Genomic DNA, 15532 nt, shown 5'->3' with positions numbered 1-15532 from the left:
TGCCATGAGCACGACCACTGCATTGCCGGAGTCCTCGCGCGCCTGGGTCAAGCCGCTGATCGCTGCCGTGGCGCTGGCCGTGATCGGCGCGGTGGCCTACGTCACGCTCAGCAAGCGGCCGGTGGCGCCCGAGGTCACGTTCGTCACCATCAAGGGCGAAAAGATTGCGCCTGCAGACCTGCGCGGCAAGGTGGTAATGGTCAACTTCTGGGCCACCTCGTGCACCACCTGCGTGGCCGAAATGCCGCAGATGGTCGAGACCTACAACAAGTTCAAGGACGACGGCCTGGAATTCGTGGCCGTGGCCATGAGCTACGACCCGCCCAACTACGTGGTCAACTACGCCGATACGCGCAAGCTGCCGTTCAAGGTGGCGCTCGACACCGACGGCTCGGCCGCCAAGGCCTACGGCGACGTCTCGATGACGCCCACCACCTTCGTCATCGCCAAGGATGGCAAGATCCTCAAGAAATACGTGGGGCAGCCCGATTTTCCGGCGCTGCACCAGTTGCTCTCCACCTCGCTCAAGGGCTAAGTCTCAAAAGCCGGCCTGTACCGAGAGGTAGAGGCCGCGCTGGGTCTTCGGATTGAAGACCGTGATCTTGCCCAGATTCGCATACGCTGCCGTCACCGACACATGCTTGGTCGGGAACCACGCCACGAACGCATCGTAATACGCCTTTTCCGGATCGACGCCGAGGTTGTGCGGCTTGCGCCGGTACTCCGCGCCCACCGCCAGGTGGCGGTTGATCAGGTACGCGGCCGACACTTCCGGCATCACCTTGCGGCTGTCGCCCTGGTCGCCGCCGAAGCCCAGCAAGCCCATCTGGTTGGCCTTGGTGGCGCGCAGGGTCAGGTTCAGCAGCAGGCTTTGCTCGAGCAGGATCTTGGTGGCGGCCACGTAGTAGTCATAGCCGCTGTCGTCCTTCGCACCGAGCTGGGTGACGCTGGTCACGCCCAGCGCGCCGAGTCCCTTCACGCCCTTGTTGTCCTTGTACATGGCCCCCACCGCGATCTGCGGCAACCAGCTGTCCTGTTCGTACACGGCATCGCCGGTCAGCTTGACCTTGATGCCGAGGATGTCCTGCTTGAGGATGAGGTTGTCGAGCGGCGCCAGGCTGCCCTTGAACGACTGGCTGGCCACTGACAATTCCACGCGGTCGGCCAGGCCGATCGCCACGCCATAGGTGTCGAGCTTGTAGTCCTGGGTGCTGATATACGTGTAATGGGCGTTGGCGCCCCAGCTGTCGCGGGTGCCATAGCCGGTGATCAGGGCCCACGGCACGATGCCGCCACCGCCGGCGCCTTCCACCTGGCTGACGCCGCCGGTGGCCAGCAGCTTGCCCATGTCGGGCGAAGCCTGGGATTGGGCGGCGGCGCTGCCAGCGCTTGACGCCATCAGGATTGCGAGAGTGAGCCTGGCGATGGAAAATGTCATGAGGATGCTCCTGGCGGCTGCTTACTTGGTGACGATGGCGCGCTGCATGGGCGCAAGCTTGGCCACCAGCTTGTTGGCGACGCTGTTCGGGACGTTGTGGCGTTCCATGGCGATTTGCAGGTCTTCGGTCAGCGCGTTGAACATGGCGTTGGTGATTTTCAGATCCTGGTGCACGGTGGTCATGTCGCGCACGGTGCCCACGCCGTCCATGGTCTTGTCGCGGTATTTACCGGTGTACTTGCACGGCCCACCGGCGAACTCGCAGATCTGCTCCTGCAGGCGCACGTTCAGTTGGTCCATGTCGAAGTCGGCGAAGTTGTCCTTGATGCGCGGATCGGCCAGCACCAGCGGGATGAAGGTATCGACGATTTTCTTGATGCCTTGCTTGCCACCGAGGCCCCGGTAAACGGTGTCGTCGGCATAAGGTGTTTGCGCCACGGCCAGCGAGGACGCCAGCAGCAAGCCTGTCATGACGGCGGCTACGCGCGAAAGTAGTTTCATGTCGGTTCCTCAGCAGGGAAAATAGGGAATATCCCTCCGACAATTTATCAGCTTATGCACGTCGATCGGCCATTTGTTTGCTTGAAATCAACACTCTCGGATTGCCAGTTGTGGCTTGCTGAACACGCCGCCGATGTCGGCGCGGCTGGCATCAGGCCCAGCGGATCGGCGCCTTGCCGTGGGCGGCCAGGTAATCGTTGGTCCGCGAAAACGGCTTGCTGCCGAAAAATCCCTTGTGGGCCGAGAACGGCGACGGATGCGGCGAGGTAATCACCAGGTGCTTGTTGGTATCGATCAGCGCGCGCTTGGCAATTGCGTAACTGCCCCACAGGATGAACACCAGGCCGTCGCGCTGGTCGGACAACCGCGCGATGGCGCTGTCGGTAAAAGTTTCCCACCCCTTGTTCGCATGCGACCCGGCCTGCCGTGCACGCACGGTCAGCACGCTATTGAGCAAAAACACGCCCTGCTCGGCCCAGTCGGTCAGATCGGTCTGGCGCCGTTCGACGCCGGTATCGTCGCGCAATTCCTGGAAGATGTTTTGCAGGCTGGGCTGGGGACGATTGCCGTCCGGCACCGAGAAGCAGAAGCCCATGGCGGCGCCAGGCGTGTGGTACGGATCCTGCCCGAGGATGACAACCTTGACGGCATCGAACGGCGTCAGGTCGAAGGCACGGAAGATGTTTTTACCGGCCGGGCAGCAAGGACCGGCAGCGTACTCGTCCTTCACAAAGGCGGTGAGGCTTTGCCAGTACGGTTGTTCGAACTGGTCTTGCAGGTAGGCTTTCCATGATGGTTCGATGCGGACGGTCATGGAAAGCCTCTCGCCGTCAGTATCAGCCGTTCACCGCAGCCAGCACATTGTGTGCCTGCTCATCCGCATGGTACGAGCTGCGCACCATGGCGCCGACGGCGGCGTGGCCGAAGCCCATTTTGTAGGCTTCTTCTTCGAACATCTTGAACACGTCGGGGTGCACGTAGCGGCGTACCGGCAAGTGGCTGTTCGATGGTGCCAGGTACTGGCCGATGGTCAGCATGTCGATGTCGTGCTCGCGCATGTCGCGCATCACTTGCAGGATTTCCTCGTCGGTCTCGCCCAGGCCGACCATCAGGCCGGACTTGGTCTTGACGTTCGGGTACAGGGCCTTGAAGTCCTTGAGCAGCTTGAGCGAGTGCATGTAGTCGGCGCCCGGGCGTGCTTCCTTGTACAGGCGCGGCACGGTTTCCATGTTGTGGTTCATCACGTCCGGCAGGCCGTCGGCGAAGATCGCCAGGGCTTTCTCGAGGCGGCCACGGAAGTCGGGCACCAGTACTTCGATTTGCGTCAGGGGCGACAGGTCCTTGGTCTTGGTGATGCACTCGACGAAGTGGCCGGCGCCGCCGTCGCGCAGGTCGTCGCGGTCCACCGAGGTGATCACCACGTAGTTCAGGCGCAGCTTGGCGATGGTGTTGGCCAGGTTGATCGGCTCGTTGACGTCGAGCGGGTCGGGACGGCCGTGGCCCACGTCGCAGAACGGGCAGCGGCGGGTGCACTTGTCGCCCATGATCATGAAGGTGGCCGTGCCCTTGCCGAAACATTCGCCGATGTTCGGGCAGCTCGCTTCTTCGCACACGGTGACCAGCTTGTTCTCGCGCAGGATGTCCTTGATTTCGTAGAAGCGGCTCGATGCCGAAGCGCCCTTGACGCGGATCCACTCCGGCTTTTTCAGCCGCTCCACCTGCTCGACCGGCACGATCTTGATCGGGATGCGCGACGTCTTGCTGGCGCCTTTTTGCTTTTCGCTCGGGTTGTAAGCGGGAGTGCTGGAGGTGATCTCAGTGGTCATTTGGCTGCATGCCCTCGCGGGCTGGTTTGGTTATTCAGGTTGTACGGCTGGTTGCGGAACGGGGGCCGGGGCATCGACAGGCACAGCGAGCACCCGTATCAATTCCTCGGCCAGTTGCTGCTGCACGTCGGCCAACTGCGCGTGGGCGCCGACGGTGCGCATATCGACGGTTTCCAGCCCGGCGTAACCGCACGGGTTGATCCAGGAAAACGGCGCCAAGTCCATTGCGACATTGAGCGACAGGCCGTGATACGTGCAGCCGTTGCCGCGCACTTTCAAGCCCAGCGCGGCAATCTTGGCGCCGCGCTTGGGCCCGTCCGCCATATAAATGCCGGGCGCGCCTTCAATCCGCTCACCGACGAGATTATACGCCCCTAATACATTGATGATCGCCTGCTCGATTTTATGCACGAACTGGCGCGCATACAGCTTGCCGCCCGGCTTGTTGCGGCGCAGGTCCATCAGCAGGTAAATCACCACCTGGCCGGGGCCGTGATAGGTCACTTCGCCGCCGCGGTCGGTCTGCACCACGGGGATGGCGGTGGCGCCGGCCAGCAGGTGGCCACGGTCGGCAGCCAGGCCCAGCGTGAACACCGGTGCGTGCTCGACGATCCATAGCTGGTCGCGCGTGTCGGGCGTGCGGGCGTCGGTGAACGCGCGCATGGCGGCAAACGTGGTGTCGTAATCGGCAACGCCGAGGTGGCGGATCTCGGGAGTGGTGGGGGACGTCATGCCGCCATTATAAATCAGCCGGCGTGGCGGCAACCGGCTCCGGCTAGCACGGCACCGGGTCGATTTCGGCTATTGGTTAGTTTTATTCACATGGTAAACATTGCCGTATCGCCTGTAGCTGCGGTATATTCGGCTTTTCTTGCCAGTTTTATTCACAAAGTTATCCACAGACCCAGATGAGCGCGAACCGCCGCCTGCCGAATTTTTCCGCCCTGCGCGCCTTCGAGGCGGCGGCCCGCCACGAGAATTTCTCGCGCGCGGCGGAAGAGTTGCGCCTGACGCACGGGGCGATCAGCCACCAGGTGCGGGCGCTGGAAGAGGACCTGGGCCGGCCGCTGTTCGTGCGCCATGGCCGGCAAGTGAAAATAACTCACGAGGCGCAGCAGTTCGCGCAGTTCCTGGGCAAGACTTTCGATGCCATCGGCACCGCTGCCGACGCCCTGCGCCCGGCCGCCGCTGCCACTGCGCCATTGATCCTGGCCGCACCAGCCTGGTTTGCCGCGCGCTGGCTCACGCCCCGCCTGGGCGGATTCATCGAACTGCATCCCGAGATCGACCTGGTGCTGCACACCAGGACGCCGCCGGCGGACCTGGCGCGCGCCGGCGTGGACGCAGCAATCGTGTTCGATCTGGGACGACATCCGGGCATGGTGGTGGAGCGGTTGATGGATGAGAGACGCTACCTTGTAGTGAGCGCCCACCATGGCTCTGGCACGCATGATCAGGTGCTGCTTTCCTCGGAATTGCAAGGGGGGGAGTTGCTGCGCGCCGTGCTGGCGGGAGAGGGGGAGGCGCTGTTGCACCACGTGGTGGCAGCGCCCGAGATTGCCGCCGGACGCCTGGCGCGGCGGCCCGGTGCGGCACAGGCGTGCGCGGAGGCGTATTACCTGGTGTCGCCGCCGGGAATGGCGGAGCGCCCGCAGGTGGCGGCGCTACAACGCTGGTTGCACGACGAGATCGCCGCCTTCCAGCGCCAGCAGTTTGGAACGTATGCCAGCAGGGAATGAGGCGCTGCTTGCGCCGCCTCCCTGCCCAGACAGGTTCTTACATGACGATCTTGACCATCGGGTGCGCCGACAGCTCGGAGTAGAGCGCGTCGAGCTGTTCGCGGCTGGTGGCGCGCACGGTCACGGTCAGGCCGGTAAAGTTGCCCTTGGACGAGGGACGCACTTCCATTTTGCCTTCGTGGAAATCCTGGTCGTGTTTTTGCACGACCAGCACGATGGTCGGTGCGAAGTCGATATGAGTCGGCCCCATCACCTTGATCGGAAAGTCGCTCGGATACTCGATGAGGGACTCGGTCGGTGGGATCGCTTGCATAATCATTCCAATCTATTAAGAAAAACCGGCGGACATCGACGTGACGCCGCCAGCCTGCATTGTAGCCAAAGTTGCCGGATACGAGGCCAGAGACCGAGATGGGGTCGCCGCGTCCAAAAAAAAGCCAGCCTGGTAGGCTGGCAAAAACTATTCTCTCGGGAATATCGAAAATAGTTGGGGCAAAGTGGTGGGGTCTGGATGGCGTTGCGCGGTGCGGATTGGTCCGCTGCTCTGACGCTGCCACCCGTATCTGCAATGTGGCAACTGTAAGCAAAGGCTTACCCGGACGCTACGCGAATGTGACGAACTGCAGTTTAAGGGAGTTGAAATGCGCAGGAGCGGGACCGAACCTGTCCATGACGGAACAGGCCCTCCCCCTCTTGCGTGCCTCCTGGCTAGTTTTGATCGTGCGCAGGCCGGTCGCGGTGCTGGCGGCTCTGGCCCGGATCGGGCCGTTGCTGCGGCTGGGCCACCGGCGCAGGTCGCGGCGCCGGCGCCGGCTGTGCCTGGGGCTGCGGACGTTCTTGCTGCGGCCGCTCAGGACGCGATTGCGGACGCTCCTGTTGTTGTGGACGCTCCTGCTGCGGCTGGAAACGGGGCCGCTCTTGCTGTTGCGGGCGTTCCTGCTGTTGCGGGCGTTCCTGCTGGGGCTGGAAGCGTGGGCGTTCAGCTTGCTGTGGCCGCTCCTGCTGTTGCGGTCGTTCCTGCTGCGGCTGGAAGCGTGGACGTTCAACCTGCTGTGGCCGCTCCTGCTGTGGCTGGAAACGTGGTTGCTCGGGCTGCTGAGGTTGCAGTTGCGACTGTGGCTGCTGTGGCCGTGGCTGCTGCGACGGCTGTTGAGCCTGCGGCTGCTGTTGCGATTGCCTGTCTCGCTCACGCTGGCGCCGCTCGTCCTCATCGCGCTGGCGACGGTCATTGTCGTCGCGCTGGAAACGGTCGCGAGTGTTACCGATCTGCAGTACCGGCGCCGGCATCAGCGCGCCATTGCCGGCACGGCCGCCATAGGGACGCGTATGGATCTCGACGCCCACGTCGCGCGGATTGATGGTCTGCGCCGGTGCGTCCGGCGTACCGATCTGGTTCGGCGGCAAGGTGCTGATGGTTTGCGGCCGGCTGTCGTTACGCGGCAAATCATTGCGCGGGTTGTTGCCAAAGCGCGGATTGTTATCGTTACGTGGATTATTGTCAGCGCGCGGGTTGCTGCCATTGCGCGGATTGTTGTCGAAGCGGTCCGGGCGACCATTGCCGTCGCGGTCCTGCCAGGTGCGGTTGGTCTCGATGCGGCCCGGGCCGGCGGCCGGACGCGGCGGCGTTGCCGGCGTGACCAGGTTGCCCTGCTGCGGACGCGGCACGAAATGGTCGCCACGATTGACGCGGATAATGTTGCCTCCCTCGAACTGCGCGCGTGGCAGCACGGTCAGGCCGTCGCGGCCGCCGTTTCGCCCAGCGTCATGATCGCCACGGGACGTAAACGACTTGCCCTTGTAGCTCCAGCTCAGGCGCTGCTCGTAGCTGGACGACACCCGGTAGCCGGGCACGAAGCGATCGCGCGGCGTCAGCGGGTACCAGCCCAGGCCGGGTCCCTGGTTCGGACGGTTGACGCCGCCCACCCAGCCCACCAGCGCCGGCGCCCACACGGGACGGCCGGCCGGACGGCCCGGCGCCCAGTACCAGCGCTGGCGCACCGTCACCCAGCGACCGTAGTGTGATGGCGCATAACCCCAGGGGGCGTTATCGACCCAGGTCCATCCCCACGGCGCCAGCCAGGTCCAGCGGCCGTCGCGGTACGGCGCCCAGTCGGCGGCCACATTGCGCGGCGCCCACAACGGGCCGTACTCGACGTTCTCGGTCCAGCTGCCGTGACGGTCCAGTTCCTCGTAGCCGGTCATGCCGGTGGACACATATTGGGTGGTGACCACGACATCGGCCAGGCGGTCGCGCTCGTCGGCCCAGACATCGAAACCGTCGCGCCGCGCCACCGTCGTGCGCACGTCCTCGGTGGTCACGTCCACCTGGCGGCCCGGATTGACCGTCACCGACGAACCGGCGCCATCGACGCGGGCGATGCCGGCCAGCACGCTGATCTGGCTGGTATCGGGTACCCGTTCCACGTCCACCCGCAGCAGGCCCGGCTCGATCATGGTGATGCGCGCCTGCGGCGTGGTCAGTTCGAAGTCGCGCAGCAGGTCGGCATTGCGCACCCGGATGCTGGCGCTGCCGTAGTTGAGGCGCAGGCGCAGCAGGTCGTCGTCGAGCTGGGTGATTTCGAGATCCGAGTCGCCATCGAGCCGTACCGCCGTGGAGCCGATGCGAAACTCGGTGCGAGCGCCGCTGGCGGTGACCAGGTGGCTGTTGGCCGTCACCGGCCAGTTGAGGCTGGCGGCCACCGGTTCATCGTCCCCGCTCAGGGTAACCTGGCCCTGCACCGCTGAAATGCGCCCCACCGCCGCCGGCAGGTCGGATTGGGCCTGGGCCAGGGTGCTCAAACCGGCCAGGGCGGCCAGCATGATGGTGGGGATGATGTTCATGGCGTCTCCGTTAGTCATGGGGATTTAACGCGGCAACAGACGGTTCGCCTACACGGGTTACAAATAATTTCAAGTTGCCGAGCCACGTTTGACGAAAAAGAGCGCTGCGCCCACGCCCATCAGCAGCCCGCCAAACACCCGGTTCTGCTGCTTGACCGCGCGCGGGTCGCGGAAGAAGCGCTGCATCGACGAGGCCAGCAAGGCGTAGCCGTGCATCACCACCAGGTCGATCGCGCACATGGTGGCGGCCAGGATCAGCAGTTGCGGCAGCAGCGGCGAACCTTGCGTGATGAACTGCGGCAGCACGGCCACCATGAAGATGATGCCCTTGGGATTGGTGGCATTGGTCAAAAAACCGGTCAGGAAGCGCTTGCGCGCTGACGGCACCACCACTTCCAGCTGCGCATGCTGAGCGCCGATGGCCACTTTGGCGCGCCACTGCGACAGGCCCAGGTAAATCAGGTACAGCGCGCCGATGGTCTTGACCACGTTGAACGCCAGCTCGGACGCCAGCAGCAGCGAGCCGACGCCAGCGCCGGCGATGAAAAAGATCAGCAGCAGGCCCGTTTGCAGGCCGAGGATGGTGGCGCTGGCGCGCCGCACGCCATAGGACAAGCCATGCGACATCGACAGCACCGCGCCCGAGCCGGGCGAAACGGCAATAATGCAGGCGGCGACGAAAAATCCCAGCCAGACGGCAAAGCTCATGATGTAAATCCCATGGTTGACTCCGGCGTCAGCGAAATGCTGCGCGGTAACGCACATTGTAGCCGCGTCGCCATATCGCCGCCGGCTCGGCTTGGGTTAAACTTGCTGCTTCTATAATAAGGACCACCATGACCACTTTCACCACCCGAGGGAGCCGCTGATGGCCGGTACCAGCCTGTTGGCGCTGATCGACGATATCGCCACCATCCTCGACGACGTCACCGTGATGACCAAGGTCGCGGCCAAGAAAACCGCCGGCGTGCTCGGCGACGACCTGGCGCTCAATGCGCAGCAGGTGTCCGGCGTGCGCGCCGCGCGCGAAATTCCCGTGGTGTGGGCGGTGGCGGTCGGTTCGCTCAAGAACAAGGCGATCCTGGTGCCGGCAGCGCTGGCAATCAGCGCCTTCCTGCCGCAGGCCATCACGCCGCTCCTGATGATCGGCGGCCTGTACCTGTGCTTCGAGGGCTTCGAAAAAATCGCCCACAGCGTGCTGCACAAGGAAGAAAAAGCCCAGCGCAAGCAGGAACTGGTGGCTGCCGTGGCCGATCCCGACGCCGACCTGGTGGCGCTGGAAAAGGAAAAGATCAAGGGCGCCGTGCGCACCGACTTCATCCTGTCGGCCGAGATCATCGTCATCTCGCTCGGCAGCGTGGAAGGCAAGCCGTTCATGGAACAGGCGCTGGTGGTCATCCTGATCGCGCTGGTGATGACGGTGGGCGTGTACGGCCTGGTCGCCGGCATCGTCAAGATGGATGACGCCGGCCTGTACCTGAGCAAGCTGGGCAACGCCATCGTGCGCGGGCTTGGCCGCTTCCTGCTGGCCGCCGCGCCGGTGCTGATGAAATTCCTGTCGGTGGTGGGCACGGCTGCCATGTTCATGGTCGGTGGCGGCATCCTGGTGCATGGCATTCCCGGCAGCCACGACGTGGTGCACCACGCGCAAGAAGTCATGGCCGGCGTGCCGACGATCGGCCCGGTGCTGTCCTTTATCACCGAAAGCGTGATTGGCGCCGTGACCGGACTGGTGGCAGGCGCGCTGGCGCTGGCGGTAGTGACCGTGGTTGGCAAGCTCTGGCGCACAACCAGGAAGGCCTAAAACTCCGACTTCCTGCGGAACTTTCCGTCTGGTAGCAACTCCAAGACCAGAACAATCGGTTTTTGGAGTGGCGCATGGATTTTCGGCATTTACGGATGGCGCTGGACGCGGCGCGCATGACGATCTGGGACACCTTCATCCACGACGGTACGGTGGCGGGCAGCACCGTCAACTGGCAGGGTGGCGGCCAGCGCCTGCTCGGCCTGGCCCCGGGCCAGCTGGCGCAACCGTTTAGCGATTTTCTCCGCTATGTCCATGTGGACGACCGCGACGCCCTGGTCCATACCATGCAAGAGGCCGTGGATAAATGCACCGGCTACGAGGTCGAGTACCGCGTGGTATGGGACGACGGCAGCTTGCACTGGCTGGCCGCCAAGGCCCACATGCTGTGCAACGCGCACGGCGCCCCCACCGGCACCCTGGGCATCATCTGGGACATCACCGAGCGCAGGCTTAACGAGCAGGCCACCGCGCGTGACCGCGAGATGGCGGCAGTGACGCTACGCGCCATCGGCGAGGGCGTGATCACCGTCGACCCGCACGGCAAGACCGATTACCTGAACCACACCGCCGAGCAACTGACCGGCTGGCGCAACGACGAAGCGCGCGGCCAGGACATCGCCACCATCCTGCAACTGACCAACGAGGCCGGCGAACCCATCGCCGAGCACGTAGCATTGCAATGCCTGCGCCTGCGGCAAACGGTAGCGCCTGCGTCCGACAACCAGCTGGTTACGCGCGAAGGGCGTCGCATCGCGGTCGAGGAATCGGCCTCGCCGATCTGGTCCGACAACGGCGTGCTGCTGGGCGTGGTGGTGGTATTCCGTGACGTGAGCCACGAGCGCAAGCTTACCCGGCAATTGTCGTGGAACGCCACCCATGACACCCTCACCGGCCTGATCAACCGGCGCGAGTTCGAGGTGCGCATCGCCGAGGCGCTGCACAGCGCCAAGGACGAAGGCCATGTGCACGCCATGCTGTACATGGACCTCGACCAGTTCAAGATCGTCAACGACACCTGCGGCCATGCCGCCGGCGACCTGCTGCTGCAATTGCTGGCGCGCATGCTGCAAACCCAGATGCGCGATTCCGACGTGCTGGCGCGCCTGGGCGGCGACGAGCTCGGCGTGCTGCTGCCGCGCTGCCCCACCGACCAGGCGCGCCTGATCGCCGAGGGCTTGCGGCAATCGATCCGCAATTTCCGCTTCGTCTGGCAGGAGCGCACCTTCGAGCTCGGCGTCTCCATCGGCATGGTCGAGGTCACGCGCCACAGCAAGTCGATGACCGAACTGCTGATGGCGGCCGACCAGGCCTGCTACCTGGCCAAGGAGCGCGGCCGCAACCGCGTGCACGTGTACCGCGACGCCGACCAGCGGCTGGCGCGCCGGCTCGGCGAGATGCAATGGGTGTCGCGCCTGAACGAAGCGTTCGAGCAGCAATACTTCCGCCTGTACACGCAGCCCATCGTCGGCCTGGGCCCGACCGGCAGCGAACACCTCGAGGTGCTGATCCGCATCCAGCCCGCCAAGGGCGACCTGATCCTGCCCGGCGCCTTTATTCCCGCCGCCGAACGCTACGACCTGATGACCGCCATCGACCGCTGGGTGATCCGCGCCGTGTGCCGCCATGCCGGCGCTGCCGCTGCTGCCGCTGCGGCGGACCCGGCCGGAGTCCCCACCGCCGCCATCGCCCCGATCGCTCCCATCGAATACTCGATCAACCTCTCCGGCACCTCGCTCGGCGACGACAGCCTGCACGACTACATCGTCGAGCAGTTTCGCGAATTCAACGTGACGCCGCAGCACATCTGCTTCGAGATCACCGAAACGGCCGTGATCGCCAACCTGATCCGGGCGCAGGAATTCATGGCCAAACTGAAGGCGCTCGGCTGCCGCTTCTCGCTCGACGACTTCGGCAGCGGGCTGTCGTCGTTTGCCTATCTCAAAGCGCTGCCGGTCGATTTTCTCAAGATCGACGGCGTGTTCATCCGCGACATCGCCACCAATTCCATCAACCGCGCCATGGTCAAGGCCATCAACGAGGTGGGCCACGTGATGGGCCTGCGCACGGTGGCCGAATACGTGGAAGACGACACCACGCTGGCCGTGGTGCGCCAGCTCGGGCTCGACTACGCCCAGGGCTACGCGGTAGGCACATTGCAGCCCCTTGACAGTTGATGCAATACAGATAACACCCCCTGCCACAATCCCGAGAATTTTGATCTACATCAATAAAATTGCCTGACGGACTCCGTACACTGGTCACACCTATTGTGATAAAGCAACAACAGCCGGAGAGTGCGATGCGCAACAACCAACCCGTCAGCAACCGCGAAGTGGACGTCCTGGACGACCAGGCGATCGTTTCCAAGACCGATATGAATGGCAACATCGTCTATGTGAACCCGTATTTCACCCAGATCAGCGGTTTTACGGAAGAAGAGCTGATCGGCGCACCGCAGAACATCGTGCGCCATCCCGACATGCCGGCTGAAGCGTTTGCCGACCTGTGGGAATCGATCAAGGGCGGCACGCCGTGGACCGGCATCGTCAAGAACCGTTGCAAGAACGGCGACCACTACTGGGTGCGCGCCAACATCACGCCGATCCGCGAACACGGCAAAACCATCGGCTACATGTCGGTGCGAGTCAAGGCCGAACGCCACCAGGTGGCCGAAGCTGAAGAAGCATACAAGGCCATCCGCGCCGGCGACGGCCACGGCATCCGCATCAAGAACGGCCAGTTGATCCGTCCCGGCCTGGTGCGACTGCTGGCGCGCCTGTCCCACGTCTCGCTGGGCATGCGTATCTGGCTCGCCACCAGCGTGGTCAACGTGCTGCAACTGGGCGTGTGCGTGGCCGCGCTGATGGGCAACGAGGGCCACAGCTATGCGATCTTCGGCGCCACCTTCCTCGGCCTGTTGATCAACATCTTCCTGTGGTACACCTTGCGGGTCTCGATGCTGGCGCCGCTCAAGCAGGCCCTCGAAGGCGCCCGGTCGATCGCTGCCGGCGACCTCACCGCCTCGTTCGACACCCATGCCACCGACGAAGTGGGCCAGTTGCTGCGCGCGCTGCAGCAGATGAACAGCAACCTGATCGCCACCATCCGCGACGTGCGCATCAACGTGGAAACCATGGCCGTGGCCACGCGCCAGATCGCCGCCGGCAATGCCGACCTGTCGGGCCGCACCGAGGCGCAGGCCGCCAGCCTGGAAGAGACGGCATCGTCGGTCGAACAGTTCTCGGCCACCGTCAAGCAGAATGCCGACAACTCGGCGCAGGCCAACGACCTGGCCGTCAGTGCCTCGCACGTTGCCGTGCAGGGCGGCGAAATTGTCGCCGATGTCATTGCCACCATGGACGAAATCAACGCCTCGTCGCGCAAGATCGTCGACATCATCGGCCTGATCGAAGGCATCGCGTTCCAGACCAATATCCTGGCGCTCAACGCGGCCGTGGAAGCGGCCCGTGCCGGCGAACAGGGCCGCGGCTTCGCGGTCGTGGCCGGCGAAGTGCGCAACCTGGCGCAGCGCAGCGCCACCGCCGCCAAGGACATCAAGAACCTGATCGACGTCTCGGTCGGCAAGGTCAGCGCCGGCATGGTGCAGGTGGACCGCGCTGGCGCCACCATGAAGCAGGTGGTGTCGTCGGTACAGCAGGTCACCGCCATCATGCGCGAAATCTCGGTGGCCTCGCACGAGCAGAGCATTGGCGTCGACCAGGTCAATTCGGCCATCGCCCACATGGACCAGGTCACGCAGCAGAACGCCGCGCTGGTCGAAGAAGCGGCAGCGGCCACCGCCAGCCTGGCCGTGGAAGCGGGCGGCCTGACGCAGGCGGTCAGCCTGTTCAAGTTCGGCCGCGCACCATCGCGGGCCAGGGCCAGCACCGGTGGCAGCAAGACCGGCCGTCCTGCCGCCCATACGGAAACCCCGCGCCTAGCAGCCTGAGAGCGATCATATGTCCACCTCCAGCATCGACGCGGTCGAATTCGACGCCGCCATCATCAGGAAACTGAGCCAGTCCGGTCCGCGCTACACCTCGTACCCGACCGCCGACCGCTTCGTCCCGGACTTCGGCTACGGCCAGTTCCTGGAAGCGGTGGCGGGGCTGCGCCTGCGCCGCAGCCAGCGCCCGCTGTCGCTGTACATCCACGTGCCGTTCTGCGACACCGTCTGCTACTACTGCGGCTGCAACAAGATCGTCACCAAGGACCACGGCAAGGCCGCCACCTACCTCGGCTACCTCAAGCAGGAACTCGACATGCAGGGCCGGCTGTTCGCCGGCATCGGCCAGATCGAGCAGCTGCACTTCGGCGGCGGCACGCCCACCTACCTGAGCGACCGCCAGATGGGCGACCTGATGGCCTACCTGCGCGAGAACTTCGACTTCGCGCCCGATGCGCTGGGCGAATACTCGATCGAGATCGACCCGCGCACCGTCACGCCCGAACGCATCCACTCGCTGCGCGCGCAAGGTTTCAATCGCGTCAGCCTGGGCGTGCAAGATTTCGATCCCGAGGTGCAGCAGGCGGTCAACCGCATCCAGCCCGAAGCGGAAACCCGGGCCGTGATGGCGGCCGCGCGTGACGCCGGCTTCCGCTCGATCAGCATCGACCTGATTTACGGCCTGCCCAAGCAGACCATGGCCACCATGGAGCGCACGCTCGACAAGGTGATCGACGCCAGCCCCGACCGCATCGCCCTGTACAACTACGCCCACCTGCCGCATTTGTTCAAACCGCAGCGCCGGATTGCGGACGCCGACCTGCCCACCGCCGCCGTCAAGCTCGACCTGCTGGCGCTGTGCATCCGCCGCCTGTGCGCGGCCGGCTATGTGTACATCGGCATGGACCATTTCGCCAAGCCCGACGACGAGCTGGCCGTGGCCCAGCGCCAGGGCCGCCTGCAGCGCAATTTCCAGGGTTATTCCACCCGCGCCGAGGCCGACCTGATCTCGTGCGGCGTCTCGGCCATCAGCGCCATTGGCGCCACCTACAGCCAGAACGAAAAGACGCTCGACGCCTATTACGAAAAACTCGACGCCGGCGTGCTGCCGATCACGCGTGGCGTCAAGCTCGATCACGACGACCTGCTGCGCCGCATCGTGATCCAGAAGCTGATGTGCAATTTCGAACTGTCGCTCGCCTCGCTCGAGCAATCGTTCCCGATCACGTTCCGCCATTATTTTGCCGCCGAACTGGAACAACTGGAGGCGTTTGCGCAGGACGGCCTGCTCACGGTCGATCACGAGTGGATCAGCGTCACGCCCAAGGGCCGACTGCTGATCCGCAATATCTGCATGGTGTTCGACCGCTACCTGGCCGCCGCAAGACTCGATAGCGCGCAACTGCTGCGCTACTCGAAAACCATCTGACCGCC

General features: G+C 64.3%; 14 protein-coding genes. 6 read left to right on the top strand and 8 right to left on the bottom strand.

Annotated elements, in window-relative coordinates; all coding sequences use genetic code 11:
- Positions 1 to 4: 4 nt before the first annotated feature.
- Positions 5 to 535 carry a peroxiredoxin gene (locus ASF04_RS14320; RefSeq protein ID WP_056142818.1) on the top strand — a complete coding sequence of 177 codons (531 nt, stop codon included), beginning with the start codon at positions 5 to 7 and terminating at the stop codon, positions 533 to 535.
- Between the two features lie 3 nt (positions 536 to 538).
- On the opposite strand, the gene ASF04_RS14315 is transcribed toward ASF04_RS14320, so the two are convergent.
- The 5 genes from ASF04_RS14315 to lipB all read right to left on the bottom strand — a co-directional run bounded on the left by ASF04_RS14315 (position 539) and on the right by lipB (position 4497).
- Entirely contained in the window at positions 539 to 1438 is a 900-nt protein-coding gene (locus ASF04_RS14315) for a DUF3034 family protein (protein WP_056142815.1), read from the bottom strand.
- A gap of 21 nt (positions 1439 to 1459) precedes the next feature.
- Positions 1460 to 1939: a group 1 truncated hemoglobin gene (locus tag ASF04_RS14310; RefSeq protein WP_056142812.1), complete on the bottom strand. Its 480-nt coding sequence runs from the start codon at positions 1937 to 1939 to the stop codon at positions 1460 to 1462.
- A gap of 151 nt (positions 1940 to 2090) precedes the next feature.
- Positions 2091 to 2753 (bottom strand): uracil-DNA glycosylase, encoded by a 663-nt coding sequence (locus ASF04_RS14305; RefSeq protein WP_056142810.1) that lies wholly within the window; start codon positions 2751 to 2753, stop codon positions 2091 to 2093.
- Positions 2754 to 2775: 22 nt separating this feature from the next.
- Entirely contained in the window at positions 2776 to 3765 is a 990-nt protein-coding gene (gene lipA, locus ASF04_RS14300) for a lipoyl synthase (RefSeq protein ID WP_056142807.1), read from the bottom strand.
- A gap of 30 nt (positions 3766 to 3795) precedes the next feature.
- Positions 3796 to 4497, bottom strand: a complete 702-nt coding sequence (lipB, locus tag ASF04_RS14295) for a lipoyl(octanoyl) transferase LipB (RefSeq protein WP_056143207.1) — start codon at positions 4495 to 4497, stop codon at positions 3796 to 3798.
- Between the two features lie 176 nt (positions 4498 to 4673).
- Between lipB and ASF04_RS14290 the strand changes: the two genes are divergently transcribed.
- Positions 4674 to 5504 (top strand): LysR substrate-binding domain-containing protein, encoded by an 831-nt coding sequence (locus ASF04_RS14290; protein WP_056142804.1) that lies wholly within the window; start codon positions 4674 to 4676, stop codon positions 5502 to 5504.
- Positions 5505 to 5541: 37 nt separating this feature from the next.
- Here the strand turns inward: ASF04_RS14290 and ASF04_RS14285 are convergent, their stop codons facing one another.
- From ASF04_RS14285 to ASF04_RS14275, 3 genes are all read right to left on the bottom strand, one after another.
- Positions 5542 to 5817, bottom strand: coding sequence for a DUF493 family protein (locus ASF04_RS14285; RefSeq protein WP_019924194.1), 276 nt, complete (start codon positions 5815 to 5817; stop codon positions 5542 to 5544).
- 395 nt (positions 5818 to 6212) lie between these two features.
- Positions 6213 to 8345: a DUF6600 domain-containing protein gene (locus ASF04_RS14280; protein WP_156368650.1), complete on the bottom strand. Its 2133-nt coding sequence runs from the start codon at positions 8343 to 8345 to the stop codon at positions 6213 to 6215.
- Between the two features lie 69 nt (positions 8346 to 8414).
- Positions 8415 to 9053: a LysE family transporter gene (locus ASF04_RS14275; RefSeq protein ID WP_056143204.1), complete on the bottom strand. Its 639-nt coding sequence runs from the start codon at positions 9051 to 9053 to the stop codon at positions 8415 to 8417.
- A gap of 160 nt (positions 9054 to 9213) precedes the next feature.
- Here ASF04_RS14275 and ASF04_RS14270 point away from each other — a divergent pair, with 160 nt between their 5' ends.
- The 4 genes from ASF04_RS14270 (at position 9214) to hemN (ending at position 15527) form a co-directional block, all read left to right on the top strand.
- Positions 9214 to 10149, top strand: coding sequence for a DUF808 domain-containing protein (locus ASF04_RS14270; protein WP_056142802.1), 936 nt, complete (start codon positions 9214 to 9216; stop codon positions 10147 to 10149).
- A gap of 74 nt (positions 10150 to 10223) precedes the next feature.
- Entirely contained in the window at positions 10224 to 12326 is a 2103-nt protein-coding gene (locus ASF04_RS14265; protein WP_056142799.1) for an EAL domain-containing protein, read from the top strand.
- 125 nt (positions 12327 to 12451) lie between these two features.
- Entirely contained in the window at positions 12452 to 14101 is a 1650-nt protein-coding gene (locus ASF04_RS14260; RefSeq protein ID WP_056142797.1) for a PAS domain-containing methyl-accepting chemotaxis protein, read from the top strand.
- A 10-nt stretch (positions 14102 to 14111) separates the two neighbouring features.
- Complete coding sequence (gene hemN / locus ASF04_RS14255) at positions 14112 to 15527, top strand: oxygen-independent coproporphyrinogen III oxidase (RefSeq protein WP_056142795.1); 1416 nt, start codon at positions 14112 to 14114, stop codon at positions 15525 to 15527.
- Positions 15528 to 15532 lie beyond the last annotated feature (5 nt).

The organism is Duganella sp. Leaf61 (assembly GCF_001421905.1).
Classification (GTDB): domain Bacteria; phylum Pseudomonadota; class Gammaproteobacteria; order Burkholderiales; family Burkholderiaceae_D; genus Rugamonas; species Rugamonas zoogloeoides.
The sequence above is the reverse complement of the archived record's forward strand: the minus strand, read 5'-3'. Positions and strand labels throughout refer to the sequence as shown.